Here is a 21,130-nt window from a genome sequence, read left to right as displayed (position 1 = left end):
AAGCAAATTTCATCTATAAAGAAAAACAAAGGGGATGACGAAATGACATTGGCAATTGAAATGAAAGATGTAATGAAAAGTTTCAACGAAAAAACGGCACTTCGAAATGTAAATATTGAGGTGAAGCAAGGAGAAATTTTCGGATTCCTCGGACCGAGTGGATCTGGTAAAACAACAACAGTAAAAATATTAACTTCTCAATTACTTCATAGTGTTGGAACAGTAAGAGTACTAGGGAAAGACATTACAGGACCAAGTAGCATCGATTATAAACGAATTGGTATTTTAACAGACAACAGTGGCTTATATGAAAGACTTAGCATTTATGATAACTTACTATTATTTTGCGACTTATACGATTGCAAAAAAGAACGAATCGATGAAGTGCTAGCACAAGTGAATCTATTAGATGATAAAAAAACATTAGTAAAGAAACTATCAAAGGGAATGAAGCAGCGCGTCACACTAGCGAGAGCGATCCTTCATAAACCAGATATCCTCTTCTTAGACGAACCAACATCCGCACTCGATCCAGTTAACGTACAAAACATTCATAAAATCTTAAAAGACTTAAATAAAGAAGGAACGACGATTTTCTTAACGACGCACAATATGGAAGAAGCAGAAACGCTTTGTAACCGTATCGCCTTTCTGTGCGGCGGAGAAATTGTAGCGCTTGATACACCAGAAAACCTTCGCTTACAATACGCGAAAGATCAAATACAAGTCGTATTAAAAGATAAGCAAAAAGAAGTAGTGCAAAAAGATGAATTAGGTGCAAAACGTATTTCAGAATGGATGAGAAAAGGTGAATTACTATCTATTCATTCACACGAGCCAACATTAGGCGATATCTTTATTGAAGTTACTGGGAGGGGATTATAATGACATTTTCAATGAGACGTGTATCAGCTATTTTTAGAAAAGAAGTACAAGATTTTAAGACAAATTCACAAGTGTTATTAATGGCATCTTTACCAATTATATTTGCATTTATATTTAGCAGATTTGGAGAAGGGCGCATGGGGGTTGGCATTATTACTTTAATGGCTTTTCTATTTGTTGCAGGGTTTGTTCAATCAATGGTAATTGCAGAAGAAAAAGAAAAACATACGTTACGTGTGCTAATGCTATCACCAGCTTCTTCTGTTGAAGTTCTTCTTGGGAAAAGTATATTAACAGCATGTTTGACGTTGGGCATTTGTATTGTGAACTTATTCATTTTGGATCAATTCGGTGGAAATCTTTTATTACTAGGATTTATTTTCTTATGTGGAACAATTCTATTTATTGTGATTGGAACAATGATTGGATTGTTAGCTGAGTCTGTACCGCAAACATCACTTATTGGAATGCCGATATTAATGACGATGTATTTAGCTGTACAATTTGAGCCAATGGTTGAAAATAAAGTAATTAAAACGATGATCGAGTATCTTCCAACATCTCATATTGCCAAAGCGATTAACAGCTTAGTAGAGGGAGCGGGATTTAGTAGTATTAGCGGACATGTCTTGAATGTTGGAGTGTGGCTTATTCTTTCGGTTGTTGCATGTTTAATCGTATATAAAAAGAAACAAATGGACTAAAAACTGAGCTGAAAATGCTCAGTTTTTTCTTTTTTCATCATTTCCTCGGAAATTTTACAATTTCTATACATATTTTTACATAATTTGTCGAAAAGTAATTAGTTATACGTTGTATAGGATACATGAATATTGTTCAAAATGATTGCTGAGGTGATGATGGAATGCGAGGAAGAAATAATAAAAAGTCGCAAAAGGTAGTACATTTATTTCAAAAAAGATGGGTGTTTCCGGCACTATACATTGCTTGTGCAGCGGTAATCCTAGTGGTTGCGCTATGGTTCCAAGGAGCTAATCCAAAGAAGACTCCGAACCACGATCAAGCAACACCGTATACACAATCGGAAGATCCAGCAATACCAGTAACGAAATCTTCAGAAGTAGTGAAAATGCCAGCAGCCGCTAATGCGGAAGTAGTCGTACAGAAGAAATTTTATGAAGATGCAGCAACTGAGGCGGAACAAGAAAAAGCACTTGTCTTTTATAACAACACATATTCCCCGAATAAAGGAATTGACATTGCTGCGAAAAATGGAAAAGAGTTCAATGTTGCTGCTGCTTTAAGTGGCACAGTAACAAAAGCTGAAAAAGATTCACTTCTTGGTTATGTTGTAACAGTTGATAGTGGAAATGGTGTAGCAGTTTCTTATCAAAGCTTAGGCAGTGTGAAAGTAGAAAAAGGTGCAAGAGTTGCACAAGGTGAAGTATTAGGAAAATCCGGTCTAAGTGCAATGAATAAAGAAGCAGGTTCTCACGTTCACTTTGAAGTACGTAAAGACAATGTGGCTGTGAACCCTGAGCGCTACTTAAATAAATCAGTAGCAGAAATTAAAGCTGATGCAGGTGCTACAAAGGCAACGAATGCTTCTGGTAAAAAAGCTGATGACAAATCTCAAAAAGAAGAGAAGTCAACGAGCACGAAACCAGAAAGTAAAACAGAAGATAAGTCTCAAAAAGAAGAGAAATCAACAAGCGGTTCGACTGGTGACAAAAAAGAAGAACCGAAGAAAGAAGAAAAATCAACAAATGGTTCTACAGAATCATCTAACGATTCTTCTTCACAAGAATAAGAAAGTGGAAAAATCAGTTCTCATTAAGAGAACTGATTTTTTTATTTTTATCCTGCTATTTACGGGCGGTAAGACCCCGATCTCAAAATTCAGCGAAAGCAAAGAAGTTAGGGTTGATTAACTGCCCGTAAAAGCCCGATTATTAGTTGAACTTTATATGAAAATAATCAATTTCGAGAAAAAAGTTGCAATAACAAGGAAAAATGACGAGATTCTCGAATATATATTACAAAAGGGAGGGGATACTGTGTCGTTTTTGTTTGTTCTGTCGATTGCTATTATATTATTGTTTGTTTTATTTACTTTGTATTATTATATTGCCGGTAAGAAGGAAGTTCCCCACCATCAATTGTTAGAAGAAGAATATGATCGAGAAGAATGACACCTCTTAAACAAGGTGTCATTTTTTTGCCAAAATAGTCATTGTTAACGTATTTCTCACAAAAAAACGTAATTTTTCTTAACTTAGTCCGCAAAAATAGTGAACATGTAGCATATATCAGTAGTGCGGGCAATACAATGGTATAAACCAAAGCAAAGAGAGTGTTTGAGGTGAGAAATCGTGAATCATTTCATTATAAATCCAAGAATGTTTAACGCTTACAAACAGCACTCACACTTACTTCTTAGTCGTATGCAGCGAGGCTCATTTCACACTTCTCACATCCAATTTAGGGAGGCGAGTGGTGTGCACGATTACATCAAAGAGAGAACTATCAAGATTGGTAAGTATATCGTGGAGACAAGAAAAACAGTGCGTGTAATTGCAAAGGAATTTGGGGTATCAAAGAGTACAGTTCATAAAGATTTAACAGAACGTCTACCAGAAATTAACCCAGAGCTCGCAAATGAAGTGAAAGAAATTCTTGATTATCATAAGTCTATTCGTCATTTAAGAGGCGGAGAAGCAACAAAGCAGAAATATAGAAAAGAAGATGTAGAAAAGCCTGTACGTCAATAAAGTGAAACTTTAATCAGTGGGGCGTGCCTCACTGATTATTAGTCTTCAGTAATCGGGCGTTTGCAGGCTTTTGGTCTTTCGCTCAACTCTTCTAAACTCGTTTGAGATGAGAGTCTTACCTTCCGTTAATATAAGATAAATATACGTTAGCAAACATTCCGCGTGCATTCGGTAATATTTTTCAGAAGAATTCTTTTTGCGAATATTACGTTTCTGTTAAATTTATGATAAAATCAGAAATTAGGTGTAAAAGAATTCGGGTGTAACCTGATTTTGAATATCGAGGAGGAAAAGACGGGAATGTTTGCGCGAGATATCGGAATTGACCTAGGTACGGCTAATGTATTAATTCATGTTAAAGGTAAGGGTATTGTATTAAATGAGCCATCTGTTGTGGCAATTGATCGTAATACAGGTAAAGTATTAGCAGTAGGTGAAGAAGCAAGAAGTATGGTGGGACGTACGCCTGGTAATATTGTAGCAATTCGTCCACTTAAAGATGGTGTAATCGCAGATTTCGAAATTACAGAAGCGATGTTAAAGTATTTCATTAACAAGTTGGACGTAAAGAGCTTCTTTTCAAAACCTCGCATTTTAATTTGTTGTCCAACAAATATCACATCAGTAGAACAAAAAGCAATTCGTGAAGCTGCTGAACGTTCAGGTGGTAAAACAGTATTTTTAGAAGAAGAACCAAAAGTAGCCGCAGTTGGTGCGGGTATGGAAATCTTCCAACCAAGCGGTAACATGGTTGTTGATATTGGTGGAGGTACAACAGATATCGCTGTACTATCTATGGGTGATATTGTTACCTCTTCTTCTATCAAAATGGCTGGCGATAAGTTTGATATGGAGATCTTAAACTACGTTAAACGTAAGTATAAGTTATTAATTGGAGAACGTACTTCAGAAAATATTAAAATTAAAGTCGGTACAGTATTCCCAGGTGCACGTAGTGAAGAGCTTGAAATTCGTGGACGTGACATGGTAACAGGTTTACCACGTACAATTACAGTATGCTCTGAAGAAATTACAGAAGCACTAAAAGAAGACGCGGCTATTATTGTACAAGCTGCAAAAGGCGTACTAGAGCGCACACCACCAGAACTATCTGCGGACATTATCGACCGTGGTGTTATTTTAACAGGCGGCGGAGCTTTACTACACGGTATCGACATGCTGCTAGCAGAAGAATTAAAGGTACCAGTATTAATTGCTGAAAACCCAATGCAATGTGTTGCGGTTGGTACAGGTATTATGTTAGAGAATATCGACAAATTACCACGTCGTGCTTTGAAATAAAGTGAAACTTTCATCAGTGGGGCACCCAACTGATTATTATTTCAAAAATAGCTGGATAAAGTAGAAGGAACTAAGGGGTAAACCTTAGTTCTTTTTTATTTTTCTATTTTTTTATTTCGATTTTTTGCGAAAATGAGAGAAAAATAAAGAAAAACGAAGAAAACAGGTGGAATATTCATATATATGGTTAAATTTAATATTTCCTTATTTGAAAACGTTTATAATATAATGAGTCGAATACGACATTAAGGCAAATAATGTTTCAATACATATTGCCTTTCCCTAATCTGGGCATACACTCTTTTCTACCTCCGTGTCAGTTGCAGGAATGTGCAACTATTTTAAGGGAATAGAGTGTGTGCATTTTTTTATATGGAGAAGTAAGTATACTAAATATAAAAATTCACTTTGTAATGACAAACGATAAACAAAATGGGATAATAACAATATGTCCAAGTGGTAAGACCAATATTACAAAAGGGGCGATCATTACATGCTAAATATAGAACAAATTAAAGAAATCATTCCTCACCGCTATCCATTTTTACTTGTTGATAAAATATTAGAAGTAGATGAAGGAAAAAGAGCGGTTGGAATTAAAAATGTATCTGCAAACGAAGAATTCTTTAATGGACACTTCCCTGACTATGCAGTTATGCCTGGCGTACTTATTGTAGAAGCGTTAGCACAAGTCGGAGCGGTTGCTGTATTAAAGAAAGAAGAAAACCGCGGAAGACTTGCTTTCTTCGCAGGTATCGACAATTGTCGTTTCAAAAAACAGGTACGCCCGGGTGATCAACTTCGCCTAGAAGTAGAAATGACACGTGTACGTGGCCCGATCGGAAAAGGAAAAGCAATTGCGACAGTAGATGGTGAAGTTGCATGTGAAGCTGAAATCACATTTGCAATTGGTGATAAAAAAGAATAGAGAACAAATAAAAAAATCTCCTTGTGAACGTACAAGGAGATTTTTTGTTTCTGTTATATAACGATGAAGAGATAAAATACAAACTAATCAGAAAATTACTTGTAAATAGCTGGTAATTACCATATAATTTACTTTATCATTTATTTAGAAAATAGGATAAGTGATAAAGGTAATGAAGAAGTAAGGGCATTGTCATATTGTTAAGGCACTTATATAAGACAAAGTAGAATGTTATTGATTATGATGAGATGTGGGGAAATTAGCAATACAAAATATTAATTAGACGTATGAAATCGAGCATAAGAGAGAGAAAAGAGAAATGTCGCATTTCACAAAAGGAGATTATGAATATGTTCGGGAGAAAGAAAAGAAAATCATTACGACAATTAATTACACATAAAGAACCTAAATCGCGTATTACAGAACAATATCGTAACATTCGTACAAACATTGAATTTACATCTGTGGATAGTCATGTTCGTTCTATTATCGTTACCTCGGCAGATCCAGGTGATGGGAAAACAACGACAATCGCAAACTTAGCAGTTGTTTTCGGCCAACAAGGAAAGAAAGTTTTATTAATTGGAGCTGATTTGCGTAAGCCGACGATACAAAACTTATTTGCCATTCATAGTTCAAATGGGTTAACGAACTTATTATCAGGACAAGCAAAGCTTATGCAATGCATTCAAAAAACAGATATAGAGAACGTATATTTAATGGCAGCAGGTCCAATCCCGCCAAACCCAGCAGAATTATTAGGGAGCCGGGCAATGGACGAAGCGTTGCTAGAAGCATATAACATGTTTGATATTATTTTAATCGATACACCACCTGTCCTTGCGGTTACTGATGCGCAAATACTAGCGAATAAATGCGATGGAATCGTACTCGTTGTACGCAGCGAAAAGACAGAAAAAGATAAAATCGTAAAAGCGCAACAAATATTAGATAAAGCATCAGGAAAACTACTAGGTGTTGTTTTAAACGATAAAAAAGAAGAAAAAGAGCAATATGGTTATTACTAAAATATAAAAAGCCAACAAAAAAATTGTTGGCTTTTTATTGTTTTCTGAAAATTATTTATCAAGTTATACACTATAAAAAACATGATATGATAAAATTTTGGGGAAATGATTGGAATGTGTTGTCAGATTTAAGATTATTTTGTAAGATTAAACTTGTTTCTTGTGAACAAATATAGAACTGAATGATTAAAAACGAAAAATGTAAGATTTATATGTTATAATTTTTCCTATGTGTAAATTTTAGAAAGTTGGAGGAACTTATGGAAGAAACAATTAGTTTGAAAGAGTTATTTCATATTTTAAGAAAACGTTTAGCAATGATCCTCGTAATCGCATTTGGTGCAGCTATTGTAAGTGCTATCATTAGCTTCTTCTTTATGACACCAATCTATCAATCTTCGACGCAAATTCTTGTTAATCAGAAGAAGCAAGAGGGTGCAATGATTCAAGCGGGTGAAGTTCAAACGAATATTCAATTAACGAATACATATAAGGTTATTATTAAAAGCCCAGTAATCTTAGATCAAGTAAATGAAAAATTAAATTTAAATATGACAGCACAAGCTTTAACTGAGAAGGTTAATGTTGCAAACGAAAAAGATTCACAAGTAATTTCTGTAACAGCTGAGGATAAAGATCCGAAAGTAGCTCGTGATATTGCTAATGCAACAGCAGATGTATTTAAAGGTGAAGTTGCAAAGATTATGAATGTCGATAACGTAACGGTACTATCAAAGGCAGAAGTTGCAGAAAATCTATCTCCAATTAAACCACGCCCAATGTTAAATGTAGCAATTGTTTTCGTTGTTGGTTTAATGGCTTCAGTTGGTCTTGCATTCTTACTAGAATACTTAGATAACACAGTGAAAAAAGAGGAAGATGTAGAAAGCCTACTTGGTTTACCGGTGTTAGGTATTGTAGCTCGTATGGATGAAGAAACATTGAACGTGAAATCGCACGCTCCATCATCAAGAAAAGTGAGGGGACAAACAATTGGCTCTTAATTTATTTAAAAAGAAAAAGAATCATCGTCAGCGTCGTCAATTAATTGCTCATCAACAACCGAAATCACCTATTTCAGAGCAATATCGTAATATTCGAACGAATATCGAATTTGCAGCTGTTGATACGAATTTACATTCGTTAATGGTAACATCTGCGAACCCAAGTGAAGGGAAAACGACAACGACAGCTAATATGGCAGTCGTGTTTGCTCAACAAGGTAAGAAAGTATTATTAATTGATGCGGATATGCGTAAACCAGCGATGCATCAAATGTTCCAAGTAGATAATATCTTTGGCCTAACGAACGTACTAACACATAGTGAACGTTTAGAAAAATGTGTACAACCGACATCTGTAGAAAATCTAAGCTTTTTAGCTTGTGGTCCAATCCCACCAAACCCAGCAGAATTATTAGGTTCAAAATCAATGAAAGAGCTTCTTGGACAAGCATACAGCATGTACGATTTAGTTATTTTTGATATGCCACCTATTTTAGCTGTGACAGACGCGCAAATTATGGCAAATGTATGTGATGCGTCTATTCTTGTTGTTCGTAGTGAAGCAACAGAAAAAGAAACAGCAGTAAAGGCAAAAGGGTTGTTAGAATCGGCTAAAGGTAAACTGTTAGGCGTTGTCTTGAACGATCGTGAACGTGATCAAGGCTTATATTATTATTACGGTGCAAACTAATTAAAAGAGCGAGATATGGGAAAACATATCTCCTTTTTTCCCTTGAATATGAGATGTCTCATATTCAAGGGAAAAAAATTTATATGAGAAAGGGAGGATGAAGCAAATGATTGATTTACATTGTCACATTTTATATGGCATCGATGATGGCGCACAAACCGTAACCGATAGTTTAGCGATGGCGCAACAAGCCGTAGTAGAAGGAATACATACAATTGTCGCAACCCCGCACCATCAAAATGGGAAATATATAAATGAACGTACCTCAATTATTCATGGGGTAAAACAACTAAATGATGAACTACAACAACATAGTATTCCACTTACCATTTTACCCGGGCAAGAGGTCAGGTTATATGGTGATTTATTAGAAGACTATGAAGCTGGCAAAATCGTTACTTTAAACGAAACAAATAAATATATATTCATTGAATTTCCATCTAATCACGTACCACGTTATGCAGAACAACTATTATATGAGCTACGTGTAAAGGGAATGATTCCAATTATCGTTCACCCAGAACGTAATGCCGAGTTAATCGAGCGGCCAGATAAGCTATATAACCTTGTAAATAAAGGGGCATTAACGCAAGTAACCGCGGGTAGTTTATTAGGGAAATTCGGTAAAAAAATTAAAAAGTTTTCACTACAACTTGTAGAACATAATTTAACGCATATGGTCGCATCAGATGCACATAACACAACATCAAGAGGATTTCATTTAGCGGAAAGCTACGAATTAATTGAGAAAGAATTCGGAATGAATGTTATGAGTGATTTGAAAGAAAATCCGTACTTAATAATTAGCGGGAAATCAATTTATAAAGAAGATCCAGAACAAATTCGTCGTAAAAAATTGTTCGGTATTTTTTAAATAAAGAAAAGGTGATGTCTCCTAACCGTTATCAACGGAGGCACTCGGTCGTGCTGTGGGTAGAAATTTTATTTCGTGCCTACCTTAGACGCTTGTCGTCGGGAGTATGACGTGAGGATGGGTTGGATGCCCATAATTTATTTCTAATAGAAACTCTACCTATGGAGTTATAAAAATGACTCTATAGGTAGGGTTTTTGTTATTGTTACATATAAATATATAAATATAGGGGGGCTAGATTTGAAAAAAGTAAAAAAAGCGATTATCCCAGCAGCTGGTCTTGGGACAAGATTTTTACCAGCCACGAAAGCGATGCCGAAAGAAATGTTGCCAATCGTTGATAAGCCGACAATTCAATACATAATAGAAGAAGCGATTGAATCAGGAATTGAAGATATTATTATTGTTACTGGAAAAGGAAAGCGCGCAATTGAAGATCATTTTGATCATTCCTTTGAATTAGAACAAAACCTTTTAGAAAAAGGGAAATATGAAATGCTTGAGAAAGTACAAGCTTCTTCAAGAATTAATATTCATTACATAAGACAGAAAGAACCAAAAGGGTTAGGGCATGCAGTATGGTGTGCACGAAAGTTTATTGGAAATGAACCATTTGCGGTATTACTTGGTGATGATATTGTACAAGCAGAAATACCATGTTTACGTCAATTGATAGATCAATATGAAGGTACACAATCATCCGTTATTGGCGTACAAACAGTGGCAGAAAATGAAACGCATCGCTATGGTATTATTGATCCAGTTGATCAAAACGATCGTCGTTATCAAGTGCTTCAATTTGTGGAGAAACCAGCTCAAGGAACAGCACCATCAAATTTAGCAATTATGGGTCGTTACGTATTAACACCGGAAATCTTTACGTTTCTTGAGAATCAACAAACAGGTGCGGGTGGAGAGATTCAATTAACAGATGCGATTCAACGTTTAAATGAAATTCAGCGAGTGTTTGCGTATGATTTTGAAGGAACGCGTTATGATGTTGGGGAGAAGCTGGGGTTTATTAAAACGACGATTGAAATGGCATTACAACATAAGGAATTAAAAGAACAATTATTAAAATATATGAATGATATAGTGCACAAAGAAATAATTCAATAAGATTATAAGGGAGAGGGAATATGAAGATTGGTGAAAATATAGCGAGAGAATATCAAGTTACATCAGATGATCAAATCGTTCAAGTTGAAAATAGACAATCTAAGTTATATTTAGGGAGTAAGTATATATTAGATGTTATATTCGCCTTATTAGGCTTGATTATATTGGCACCCGTTATTTTGATATTTAGTTTACTCATTATTTTAGAATCCCCAGGCTCTCCTTTCTATTTACAAGAAAGATTAGGGTTATATGGGAAAAAGTTCAAGGTTATTAAACTACGTTCTATGAGAAATGATGCAGAGAAAAATGGTGCAAAATGGGCAGAGAAGAACGATCCACGTATTACAAAGATAGGATTGTTTATCCGTAAAACAAGAATTGATGAGTTACCGCAATTATTTAATATTTTAAAGGGTGAGATGTCCCTTGTAGGCCCAAGGCCGGAGAGGCCCATGTTTACTGAAAAATTCGAACATGAAATTCCAGGATTTAAAAAGAGACTAAATGTAAAACCTGGATTGACAGGATGGGCGCAAGTAAATGGTGGTTATGAAATTACACCAAAGGAAAAATTAAAATTAGATATTTATTATATCAATCACGCAAGTATAATCTTAGATTTTAAAATTATTATTAAAACGGTTAGAGTTGTTATTACAGGTGATGGCGCAAGGTAATAAGTATTATATCGATTTAAAAAGAACAAAGATTGTGGTGAAGATGCTTGAATAGTTCAATTATAAAAAATATATTTTACTTATTTTTTAGCACAGCATTTACTAGGGCAGTTAATGCTTTTTCAATAATTATTTTAGCAAGCTATTTAGGTGCGAAAGAATATGGTGCATTTAGTGTAGCAGTTGCCTTTTCTATGGTTGCAGGGTACTTTACCGATGTAGGATTAAGTAATGTGGTTTTAAGAGAAGGTTCAAAAGGAAAAAAAGATGATTCCATAGTGATGTCAACTTATATTAAAATGAGGTTGATGTTACTAGTTATCACTTTATTAGCATCAACTATTATCATATATTTTCTTTATAGTAAAGGTAATCTTTCAAAAGTAATGTTTCTACTAGTACTGCCAACCGTTATTGGTTTATCTATGCAAAGTATATCAGTAGTATATTTTCAGCTGAAAGAGCAAATGAAGCAAATTGCCAAAATTAGGACATTATCAGCGATATTATCAGTTTTCTTTGTTGTGTTAGGAATGCTATGCAAGTTTGATATTAATAGTATCGCGTTTTTATATGGCTGTTCTTATGTTATAGCTGGAATATATGGATTATATATGTTATTTACTAAAAATTCCCTACGTTTTTCGAGTGAATTTGATAAGAGTTTATTAACTGGGGTACCTGCATTTATTATTAGTGGATTATTAATTATGATATTGCCCCAATTGGGACCGTTAGTATTAGAGAAAACAGTATCATTAAATGAACTAGGTAATTTTTCAGTTGCTTATAGGATTCCAGCAGCATTATATCAGATCCCAGGGGTAGTCGCAGGGGCTTTTTATCCAGTTTTATTTAGATATTATAATTCAAAGGATTTAATAAAACATAAGGAATTAAACTTTTTACAGGTAAAGATAATGGGTTTAATGGGAATATGCCTTTGTATTCCATTATTTCATTTATCTAACATTATAGTAGAGATTGTATTCGGTGAAGAATGGGATGCAGCTGCAATTGGATTGAAAATTTTATCCCTTATGTTATTTTTACAAAGTTTTAATTTTCCTTTAGCAGATGGTTTAACCACAAGGAATCTTCAATCAAAACGTACTATTACACAATTTTTAGCTGTGTTATTAGGAATAGTTTTATATTATGTTTTTAGCCTTAAATTTGGAGTGGTGGGTGGTGCTACTGCTGCAGTTTTTATAGAAGTAATTATGTTATTAGGGTTTATTATATTTAATCCTAATAAAAAAGAATTGATAATAAAAATTATGGTACCTTATTTTTCGGTATTTATAGCTTTTACATTAACATCAGCTTTTTATTTAAATACGTTTCCTATAATAGCAGCTTTGATCAATCTATTATTAGTAGTAGCATTAATTGTATTACTAGATAAGGAACTAAGATTTAGATTAATGAAGTATATTCAAAAGAAAAGAAATGTAGAGGTTTGATTATGAAAGTTGTTGATAAAAAAAGAAGTACAGTTCTCCTTTCTTTACTAATTTTTTCAGTTATGCTAGGCAGGTATAGTTTAGATATTGGATTTTCACTAAAACCGTATATGATTTTTATAGCTTTTGTACTGGTCTTTAGTTTACATCGATTTTATCTTCATAAATTATATACATATGAAATAATAATGTTTTTGTTTTATTTGTATTATAGTAGTACTGCGATAATTGCTAAATTTCCAAATGCCAGTTTCAGAATGATACTGGGAGTTATAATTATATTTGGAAGTTATTTTATGTTTAAATTTATTTTGGATGGTTATTCCATAAATGAGATTCAATCAAGTATAGCTAGTGCAGGGATTTTATTTAATCTTATAAGTATAATTTTATACTTAATTGGAATTGTGAGTTTAGGTTTTCATCTTGTTGGTAATCAAATTGAAGTATATGGGTTATTAATGGATCGTAATAGTCCCCGATTAATTGGACTTTTAAGTGATCCGAATCTTTTTGTTTTTTATAATATGCTTTTTGTATGCTTTTATCTCCATAATTTAGAAGGTTTGAAGAACAAGGTAGGATTAATGCTAGCTATTACCGCGTGCCTTTTGACTTTTTCAAGAGGAGCATTTTTAGCACTGTTTTTTGTAGGGATTATTTATGTGTTAACAAGTAAACCGAAAGTACTATTTAAGTTATCTTTTATTACGTTGTTAATAACGCCTATTATTTTTTATATAGTAGAAAATTGGTTCTCCATCGATTTAGTGTCAATTATACTTGAGCGTGCAAACTCTACAACAAGTGATGGGGGAAGTGGAAGATTAGATTTATGGTCAAGGGGATTAGGTTATATGTTAGATTCACCATTTTGGGGGATTGGAGCTTTTAACTTCCCACAATATAATTTGTATTTTTATGGTAAAGAAATGTATATGCATAATACCTTTTTAGAAGTTCTTACGGAATCAGGATTAATGGGTATCATGTTGTATACAATCTTTTGCCTCTCCATAATGTTTACAGTATTAAAAAAGAGTTTGTATAAAAAATATCCATATTTACTTACGACATTAGTGGGATACTTTATTCTTATGATGACTTTATCAGTAATAATTAATGAAGCATTCTTTTTATACTTAGCTATACTATGGAAGTGTTTGAAGATGGAAAATATTGATAATAAAAATAATAAAAATAATAAACCTATTATTAAGTAGAGGTGTACAGTAGCCGGTGAACAAGAAAATTAGTTTAATACTTCCAACATTAGGGGAAAGAGAAGAAGAGTTAAAAAGACTAATTGCTAGTTTGAATAAGCAAGTATATAAAGAATTTGAGGTAGTTTTTGTCACACAAGGTAATCATAATGAATTAGAAAAAGTTCTTAAACTAAGTAACTTTAAATACACACAAATTAGATTAAATAGAAAAGGTTTATCCTTAGCTAGAAATGAAGGGATAAAGCATATTACAGGAGAAATTGTAACTTTTTCAGATGATGACTGTTGGTATCCTGAAAATGCACTTGAATTGGTTGTGAAAGAATTTAAAAATAGAGATGTTGAGGCGCTAAGTTTTCAAATTTTTGATCCAAAGAGTAAGCAATATTATAAAGTCTACCGACAGAATCCAGTAGATGCCTTAGACTTACGTGGGGTTTTAAAAATCTCGTCTATCGAATTTTTCATCAATCTGAATAAGGTTAAAAAAGAGGACTTGAATTTTGATGAACGATTTGGATTAGGTGCACAATATCCATCAGGAGAAGAGAATATATTATTGGTGGATCTGTTACAAAAGAAATATAAGGTGTCTTATATTAATCAAATTATTGTTTTCCATAAAAAGAAAACATCAGAAACTAAGTTAATTAATTCTAGGACGTTTATAGGGAAAGGGCCGTTATTTAAAAGAATGAGAGGGACCATACCTGCTATATGTATGTTAACTGTCTTTTTCTTGAAAAAATTTTATTTAACTGAAAAACCCATGTCTTCATTTAGAAAAAGTTTAAAAGAATTGTTGAATTTTAAATGATAATATCAAAAAAAGATTTAAAGGAGCATTATTAAAATGGAAGTAAATTCAAGAGGGATTGAAAGAGAGTTTCAACCGCTTGTTTCAATTGTTACCCCATCGTATAACGCAAGTTCCTTTATTAAAGAAACGATTCAATCAGTTCAATCCCAAACTTATAAAAATTGGGAAATGATTATTATAGATGATGTTTCAAAAGATAATACTTGTGAATTAATAAAAGAAGAAATTAAAAAAGACAATCGCATTCGGTTAATTGAATTGCAAGAAAATGGTGGGGCGGCAATAGCGAGAAATACTGGTATTAATAATGCTAAAGCAAAATATGTAGCTTTCTTGGATAGTGATGATTTATGGCTACCAGAAAAACTAGAAAAACAATTAGCTTTTATGCAGAATAATGATATAGCCTTTTCATTTACGAGTTATCAAATTATGAATCAAGACGGTAATCCTACGGATAAGTTTGTTCATGTACCGGAGAAAATAAATTATAATGGCTTGTTAAAAAACACTATAATTGGATGTTTAACAGTTATGATTGATATCGAAAAACTAGGGAAGATACAAATGCCTAATATTAGAACACGTCAGGATACTGCAACATGGTTGAAAATCTTAAAACAAGGGCATTATGCTTATGGTTTGGATGAAGTTTTATCTAAATATAGAAAAGTTGAAAATTCTATATCCAGTAAAAAATTTAAAATGGCTAAAATGAATTGGAAATTATATAGAGAAATTGAGGGGTTAAGTGTCCCGAAATCTGCATGGTGTTTTATAAATTATGCCTTAAATGGAGTTGTAAAACATTTTATTAAATAAGCTTTAAAAGCCCTTTTTCTTCAAAGGGCTTTTTATTGTTCATAATTAAGGAGGATAAAAAATGAATATTGCTATTTTCGGTACAGGTTATGTAGGATTAGTAACAGGGGTTTGTTTATCGGATATTGGGCATCGTGTGACTTGTATTGATATCGATGAAAATAAAGTCGCAAGAATGAAACAAGGTATTTCACCGATATATGAACCAGGTTTAGATGAGTTAATGAGTAAAAATATTGAAGAGAAGAGACTTTTATTTACTACAGATTGCCGTTCAGGGATTGATGGAGCTGATGTTATTTATATTGCGGTAGGCACGCCACAAAAACAGAATGGCTCAGCTGATCTACAATATATAGAGCAAGTTGCACTAGATATTGCTCATAATCTTACAAAGGATGTAATCGTAGTAGTGAAAAGTACAGTTCCAGTCGGAACAAATGATTATGTTAAAAATCTAATTCAACAAAACTTAAAAGCAGATGTGAAAATCAACATGGTGTCTAATCCAGAGTTCCTACGAGAAGGATCTGCTATTCATGATAGTTTTTATGGAGATCGAATAGTTATTGGCACAGATGATGCAGAAACTGCAAATATTATGGAAGAAGTAAACAGACCATTTAACGTACCAGTTTTTAAAACATCAATTAGAAGTTCTGAAATGATCAAATATGCGGCAAATGCATTTTTAGCTACAAAGATTAGCTTTATTAATGAAATTGCTAATATTTGTGAAAAATTAGGTGCAGATGTAGAGCATGTAGCAAACGGAATGGGATTAGATAAAAGAATCGGTACACAATTTTTAAAAGCAGGTATTGGATATGGTGGCTCTTGTTTCCCGAAAGATACACATGCTTTAATACAAATTGCTGGTAATGTAGAGCATAATTTCGATCTGTTGAAATCAGTTATTACAGTAAATAATAACCAACAGGCATCACTCGTTGAAAAAGTGAAAAGTGTATTAGGCGATATGGAAGGAAAACAAGTGGCTATGCTTGGTTTAGCTTTTAAACCAAATACTGATGATATGAGAGAAGCAGCATCTATTGTTATTGCAAATGATTTAGTAAAAGTGGGTGCGAGAATCATAGCTTATGATCCAATCGCTACTGAAAATGCAAAGAAAATATTACCTAATGAAGTTCAATATGTATCTTCAGTTGAAGATGCAGTTGAAAATGCAGATGTAGCACTTATTGTAACTGAATGGAATGATATAAAGGAGTTCCCTATTGAACAGTATATCGAATTAATGAAACAACCTATTATTTTTGATGGGCGTAATTGCCATGGTTTAGAATATATGAAGAAATTTAATGTAGACTACTATTCAGTGGGAAGACCAGCTATAGTTCGTGAAAAAGTTTCTTTATAATTATAAAATAATTTACAGGAATGAGAATCTGTAAGACTAATTTTTATAAATTTAAAAGTCATTTTATTAACCTAGTTATTTTAAATTGTAGCTAGGTTAATTTTTATACGCTTATTATAAGGATATGTAGTGACAGGGAGGTTTGGAATCATGGCAATACTTGTAACAGGTGGAGCAGGATATATTGGTAGTCATACATGCGTAGAATTACTGAAAAGCGGTTACGAAATTATAGTAGTGGATAATCTTTCGAATAGCTCGGTAGAGTCTATAAATCGAGTGAAAGAGATAACAGGAAAACAATTTAAGTTTTATAAAGAAGACATTTTAAATCGCGAAGCACTTGATACGGTTTTTAAAGAAAATACAATTGAAGCTGTCATTCACTTTGCAGGCTTTAAGGCCGTAGGAGAATCAGTAGCAATTCCATTAACATATTATCATAACAACATTACAAGCACATTAGTGCTATGTGAAGTAATGCAGAAGCATAATGTGAAGAAGATAATCTTCAGTTCGTCTGCAACGGTATACGGTATCCCAGAAACATCGCCAATTACGGAGGAGTTTCCGTTAAGTGCAACAAATCCATACGGTCAAACGAAATTAATGATTGAACAAATTATGCGTGATGTAGCATTTGCAGATACAGAATGGAGTATCGCATTACTTCGCTATTTCAATCCATTTGGTGCGCATGAAAGTGGGCGTATTGGGGAAGATCCAAATGGAATTCCAAATAACTTAATGCCATATGTAACACAAGTAGCAGTAGGCAAGCTAAAGGAATTAAGTGTATTTGGAAACGACTACCCAACTAAAGATGGAACAGGCGTCCGTGATTACATTCATGTTGTAGACTTAGCAAATGGTCACGTAAAAGCACTTGAGAAAGTAATTCATACAACAGGAGTAGATGCTTATAATCTGGGCACAGGTACGGGGTATAGTGTGCTAGGGATGGTTGAAGCTTTTGAAAAAGTTTCGGGAAAGGAAGTTCCTTATAAAATTACGGAGCGTCGTCCTGGAGATGTGGCAGTATGTTTTGCTGATGTAGCAAAAGCAAAGCGTGAATTAGGCTGGGAGGCAACACGTGGATTGGAAGAGATGTGTGCAGATTCTTGGAGGTGGCAGTCTGAGAATAAGAATGGGTATCAAAAAGTTATTAACTAGGAAATTCGTTATAAGGTGCTAAAACTTTCATTGAGTTATCAATATAGTTTGGCTTAAAAATCGAATTACATGTATAATGTACTTTATATTTTGTAGTCATAATAATTTGATAGCAGTACCTGAAGAAGGAAGGTTAAAAGCATGAAAAAGAAGATCTTATTTTGGATATTAGGAATCGTAGGTGTACTAGTTATAGGTGGAGGAATTTACGCTTATAATATTTATTCTTCGGTTTCAAAAACATTAGATGAAGTCCATAAACCATTAAAGCGTGATGAAAATAATAAACAAGAAGAAAAAATCAATAAATCTGAACCGGTTTCAATTCTATTATTAGGTGCAGATGAACGCGGTGATGATAAAGGTCGTTCAGATTCTTTAATGGTCATTACGTTAAACCCTAAAAATAATTCAATGAAAACAGTAAGTATCCCTCGTGATACATATACAGAAATTGTTGGAAAAGGTAAAAGCGATAAAATCAATCATGCTTATGCATTTGGCGGCGTTGATATGTCTGTAGCGACGGTAGAAAAATTCTTAAATGTTCCTATCAATTACTACATTGAAGTGAACATGGAAGGATTTAAAGATATTGTCGATGCAGTAGGCGGTGTAGATGTTAATAATGATTTAGAGTTCTCTCTAGAAGGAAAACACTTTCAAAAAGGCAATATTCATTTAACAGGTGACCAAGCTCTAGCATTCACACGTATGCGTAAAGAAGACCCACGCGGTGACTTCGGTCGCCAAATGCGCCAACGTCAAGTAATGCAGGCTGTTATTAAGAAAGGTGCAAGCTTCTCTTCTTTATCAAGCTATGGTGATGTGTTAACAGCAATTCAAAAGAATGTGAAGACAAACTTAACACAAGATCAAATGTTTGATATGCAAAAGAATTATAAAAATTGTCTGCAAAACAGTGAAGATATCCAAATCTCAGGCGACGGTCACAAAGCCGCTGATGGCATTTGGTATTACTATGTTCCAGATGCAGCGAAACAAGATATAACGAATAAGTTAAGAGCGCATCTTGAAGTGACTAAGTAATATGTAATAACCCAACTCCTTTGGAAGGAGTTGGGTTTATTTTTGCATGGATTTATATTAATATTATATGTTGTGAGATTAATAGATGAGGTGAATCGATGAATAAGAAAGCAGTACTTGTTCTTGTTGTTTTTGTATTGTTTATTGCTTCGATTGTGAGCGGTAAATTGTACTGGAATAAGAAAGTTGCAAATGCAACAGGACAGACGAGTGAAGTGACAAAAACAAAGGCTGAAGTGAAAGATAGCGGAGTGAAGAAAGAAGAGAAAAAAGCAGAGAAAAAGCAAGATGCGAAGTCATCTTTTAATGAAGCATATGCGAAGAATTTGCCAGATGAAGTGAAAGAGAAGTTGAAGAAAGCTGCTAAAGAGAAAAAGGCAGTGAATCTTGTTATCGTTGGTGATGAAGCTTCTTCATCTGAAAAAGATGCTTGGGCAGCTAAGTTAACAGCTAATTTAGAAACTGCTTACGGTAAAGGTTTATGGAATGTGACAGTAAAGGAATATAAGGGTGAAAGCACAGAAGAGTTAATCGCAAATAAGCGTGATAAAGAGATTGCGAAAGAAAAGCCAGATGTGATTTTATTTGAGCCACCATTTATTACTGATAACGGTAAAACTGGTAATGGGAACTCTGTTGCGAGTACACAGAAGTTTGTTCAAGCACTTTCTACTAGTGCAAAAGGCGCTACAATTATGATTCAACCATCAAATCCAGTGTATGGTGCGAAGAATTACCCGAAAGCAATTGAGGCATTAAAGCAATTTGTGACGCAAAATGGTTATACATATGTTGATCACTGGGGAGCATGGCCTGATGCAGCAACAAAGGCTATTTTACCGTACTTACAAGAAGAGTTTGGTTTCCCAAGTGCTAAAGGACATGAAGTTTGGGCACAATATGTAACGGATTATTTCGTGGCTAAGTAATGAAAAGTACACAAAAGGTATACGAGAAATCGTATGCCTTTTATTTATGTAAGTACAGGGTTACTTTCCAAACTTAATGGTTATTTATTATAGCATAAGTAATTTGTTTTCATTTATACAACACGAACACTCCAAAAATCTGACTTTCCCTTTGAAAAATGTGGTGCCAAATAGTATGATGGTGTAGGAAACGGAGAAAATAACGGGAGATGTGTGAGTGATTTTATTCCGTTATATTATTTTAAATAGATGTTATTGCGAGGATTTTCATATGGGATTTAAACAAGAAGTTAGAAAATTTATTGAAGGAAATAAGCTAGTTCGTACATTGTTAAAAAAGCCTTTAGAATATCGTGCGAATAAGCAATTGCAATTAGTACGAAACAATATTAAACAATATGGAGTAGAGTGTTTACTATTAGTGCAAGAAGCTTTTAAAGAGCATGAACAAGAATTTTGGTTAGATTATGGCACGTTACTTGGAGCTGTGCGAGAAAAAGATTTCATAAGCCATGATTTAGATATGGATATTGGTACTTTTAATATAAGTGAAGAGAAGAAAAGAGCACTAGAGAAAACGTTAAATGATAAAGGTGTTAAGACGTTTAGGGAGTTCACAGTTGATGGTCATGTTGTAGAGCAAACTTTCACTTATAAAGGAACTCATATCGATCTTTTCTATTATTTTTCGGAAGATCCTAATAAAGTATGGTGTTACTTCTTTGAAGGAACGGATGAGATGTCGACGCAGGAAAGAGGAACTGAAAAGATCCTTACAGGGTGGAAAACGAAAACAGCAAGTTCTACATTGTTAGGAACGAAATTATTGCCATTCAAGGGCGAAGAATTCCCTGTTCCTTCAAATGTTGAAGAGTATCTTATTGAAAACTATGGTCCTAATTATATGATTAAGGATGAGAATTGGGATTTTGCAAATTCTGCTAGTAATATTAAGGTTGTGTCAGCCAATAACGTTGAGGCTATTTATAAATAAAAAGGAGTGCCCCTGTGCAAAAT

At 33.9% G+C, this 21,130-nt stretch carries 22 protein-coding genes; all 22 read left to right on the top strand.

Annotated features, from left to right (window positions below):
• Positions 1 to 42 precede the first annotated feature (42 nt).
• The 22 genes from MHB70_RS24795 (at position 43) to MHB70_RS24690 (ending at position 21,107) form a co-directional block, all read left to right on the top strand.
• A complete protein-coding gene (locus MHB70_RS24795) occupies positions 43 to 885 on the top strand; it encodes an ABC transporter ATP-binding protein (protein WP_061529498.1) in 843 nt (280 codons plus the stop codon).
• Positions 885 to 1,589, top strand: a complete 705-nt coding sequence (locus MHB70_RS24790) for an ABC transporter permease (RefSeq protein WP_000144458.1) — start codon at positions 885 to 887, stop codon at positions 1,587 to 1,589. Before MHB70_RS24795 ends, MHB70_RS24790 begins: the two co-directional genes overlap by 1 nt.
• Positions 1,590 to 1,750: 161 nt before the next feature.
• Entirely contained in the window at positions 1,751 to 2,656 is a 906-nt protein-coding gene (locus MHB70_RS24785) for a M23 family metallopeptidase (protein ID WP_061529499.1), read from the top strand.
• 247 nt (positions 2,657 to 2,903) lie between these two features.
• On the top strand, positions 2,904 to 3,038 hold the full coding sequence (locus tag MHB70_RS24780) for a hypothetical protein (protein ID WP_000008898.1): 135 nt from the start codon (positions 2,904 to 2,906) through the stop codon (positions 3,036 to 3,038).
• Between the two features lie 306 nt (positions 3,039 to 3,344).
• Entirely contained in the window at positions 3,345 to 3,617 is a 273-nt protein-coding gene (spoIIID, locus tag MHB70_RS24775) for a sporulation transcriptional regulator SpoIIID (protein ID WP_000544012.1), read from the top strand.
• A gap of 300 nt (positions 3,618 to 3,917) precedes the next feature.
• Positions 3,918 to 4,919 carry a rod shape-determining protein gene (locus MHB70_RS24770; protein ID WP_000457991.1) on the top strand — a complete coding sequence of 334 codons (1,002 nt, stop codon included), beginning with the start codon at positions 3,918 to 3,920 and terminating at the stop codon, positions 4,917 to 4,919.
• A 493-nt stretch (positions 4,920 to 5,412) separates the two neighbouring features.
• Positions 5,413 to 5,847, top strand: coding sequence for a 3-hydroxyacyl-ACP dehydratase FabZ (fabZ, locus tag MHB70_RS24765; protein ID WP_000931959.1), 435 nt, complete (start codon positions 5,413 to 5,415; stop codon positions 5,845 to 5,847).
• Positions 5,848 to 6,197: 350 nt separating this feature from the next.
• Positions 6,198 to 6,875, top strand: coding sequence for a CpsD/CapB family tyrosine-protein kinase (locus tag MHB70_RS24760; RefSeq protein WP_061529500.1), 678 nt, complete (start codon positions 6,198 to 6,200; stop codon positions 6,873 to 6,875).
• Between the two features lie 260 nt (positions 6,876 to 7,135).
• Positions 7,136 to 7,879, top strand: coding sequence for a YveK family protein (locus MHB70_RS24755; protein WP_000393166.1), 744 nt, complete (start codon positions 7,136 to 7,138; stop codon positions 7,877 to 7,879).
• Positions 7,869 to 8,570 carry a CpsD/CapB family tyrosine-protein kinase gene (locus tag MHB70_RS24750; RefSeq protein ID WP_001207162.1) on the top strand — a complete coding sequence of 234 codons (702 nt, stop codon included), beginning with the start codon at positions 7,869 to 7,871 and terminating at the stop codon, positions 8,568 to 8,570. Before MHB70_RS24755 ends, MHB70_RS24750 begins: the two co-directional genes overlap by 11 nt.
• 106 nt (positions 8,571 to 8,676) lie before the next feature.
• Positions 8,677 to 9,444: a tyrosine-protein phosphatase gene (locus MHB70_RS24745; RefSeq protein WP_000566224.1), complete on the top strand. Its 768-nt coding sequence runs from the start codon at positions 8,677 to 8,679 to the stop codon at positions 9,442 to 9,444.
• A gap of 240 nt (positions 9,445 to 9,684) precedes the next feature.
• The gene (gene galU, locus MHB70_RS24740; protein ID WP_000756062.1) at positions 9,685 to 10,563 is read left to right on the top strand and encodes a UTP--glucose-1-phosphate uridylyltransferase GalU; all 879 of its coding nucleotides are present in this window, start codon (positions 9,685 to 9,687) and stop codon (positions 10,561 to 10,563) included.
• 20 nt (positions 10,564 to 10,583) lie between these two features.
• The gene (locus MHB70_RS24735) at positions 10,584 to 11,243 is read left to right on the top strand and encodes a sugar transferase (protein WP_000689633.1); all 660 of its coding nucleotides are present in this window, start codon (positions 10,584 to 10,586) and stop codon (positions 11,241 to 11,243) included.
• Between the two features lie 47 nt (positions 11,244 to 11,290).
• Positions 11,291 to 12,709 (top strand): flippase, encoded by a 1,419-nt coding sequence (locus MHB70_RS24730; protein WP_001088870.1) that lies wholly within the window; start codon positions 11,291 to 11,293, stop codon positions 12,707 to 12,709.
• A gap of 2 nt (positions 12,710 to 12,711) precedes the next feature.
• A complete protein-coding gene (locus MHB70_RS24725) occupies positions 12,712 to 13,932 on the top strand; it encodes an O-antigen ligase family protein (protein WP_061529501.1) in 1,221 nt (406 codons plus the stop codon).
• 16 nt (positions 13,933 to 13,948) lie between these two features.
• Positions 13,949 to 14,752, top strand: a complete 804-nt coding sequence (locus tag MHB70_RS24720) for a glycosyltransferase (RefSeq protein WP_001035141.1) — start codon at positions 13,949 to 13,951, stop codon at positions 14,750 to 14,752.
• Between the two features lie 36 nt (positions 14,753 to 14,788).
• The gene (locus MHB70_RS24715; RefSeq protein ID WP_000453646.1) at positions 14,789 to 15,577 is read left to right on the top strand and encodes a glycosyltransferase family 2 protein; all 789 of its coding nucleotides are present in this window, start codon (positions 14,789 to 14,791) and stop codon (positions 15,575 to 15,577) included.
• A 61-nt stretch (positions 15,578 to 15,638) separates the two neighbouring features.
• Positions 15,639 to 16,961, top strand: a complete 1,323-nt coding sequence (locus tag MHB70_RS24710) for a UDP-glucose dehydrogenase family protein (RefSeq protein ID WP_061529502.1) — start codon at positions 15,639 to 15,641, stop codon at positions 16,959 to 16,961.
• A gap of 150 nt (positions 16,962 to 17,111) precedes the next feature.
• Positions 17,112 to 18,134, top strand: a complete 1,023-nt coding sequence (gene galE / locus MHB70_RS24705; RefSeq protein WP_000996521.1) for a UDP-glucose 4-epimerase GalE — start codon at positions 17,112 to 17,114, stop codon at positions 18,132 to 18,134.
• A gap of 141 nt (positions 18,135 to 18,275) precedes the next feature.
• On the top strand, positions 18,276 to 19,184 hold the full coding sequence (tagU, locus tag MHB70_RS24700; protein ID WP_000727077.1) for a polyisoprenyl-teichoic acid--peptidoglycan teichoic acid transferase TagU: 909 nt from the start codon (positions 18,276 to 18,278) through the stop codon (positions 19,182 to 19,184).
• A gap of 98 nt (positions 19,185 to 19,282) precedes the next feature.
• On the top strand, positions 19,283 to 20,113 hold the full coding sequence (locus MHB70_RS24695; protein ID WP_061529503.1) for an SGNH/GDSL hydrolase family protein: 831 nt from the start codon (positions 19,283 to 19,285) through the stop codon (positions 20,111 to 20,113).
• Positions 20,114 to 20,384: 271 nt separating this feature from the next.
• Positions 20,385 to 21,107 (top strand): LicD family protein, encoded by a 723-nt coding sequence (locus MHB70_RS24690; RefSeq protein WP_061529518.1) that lies wholly within the window; start codon positions 20,385 to 20,387, stop codon positions 21,105 to 21,107.
• The last annotated feature ends 23 nt before the right edge of the window (positions 21,108 to 21,130 follow it).

The organism is Bacillus sp. FSL M7-1020 (assembly GCF_038050415.1).
GTDB classification, from domain to species: Bacteria; Bacillota; Bacilli; order Bacillales; family Bacillaceae_G; genus Bacillus_A; species Bacillus_A toyonensis.
Note: the sequence above shows the minus strand (reverse complement) of the source record. Positions and strands in the feature narration are given on the sequence as shown.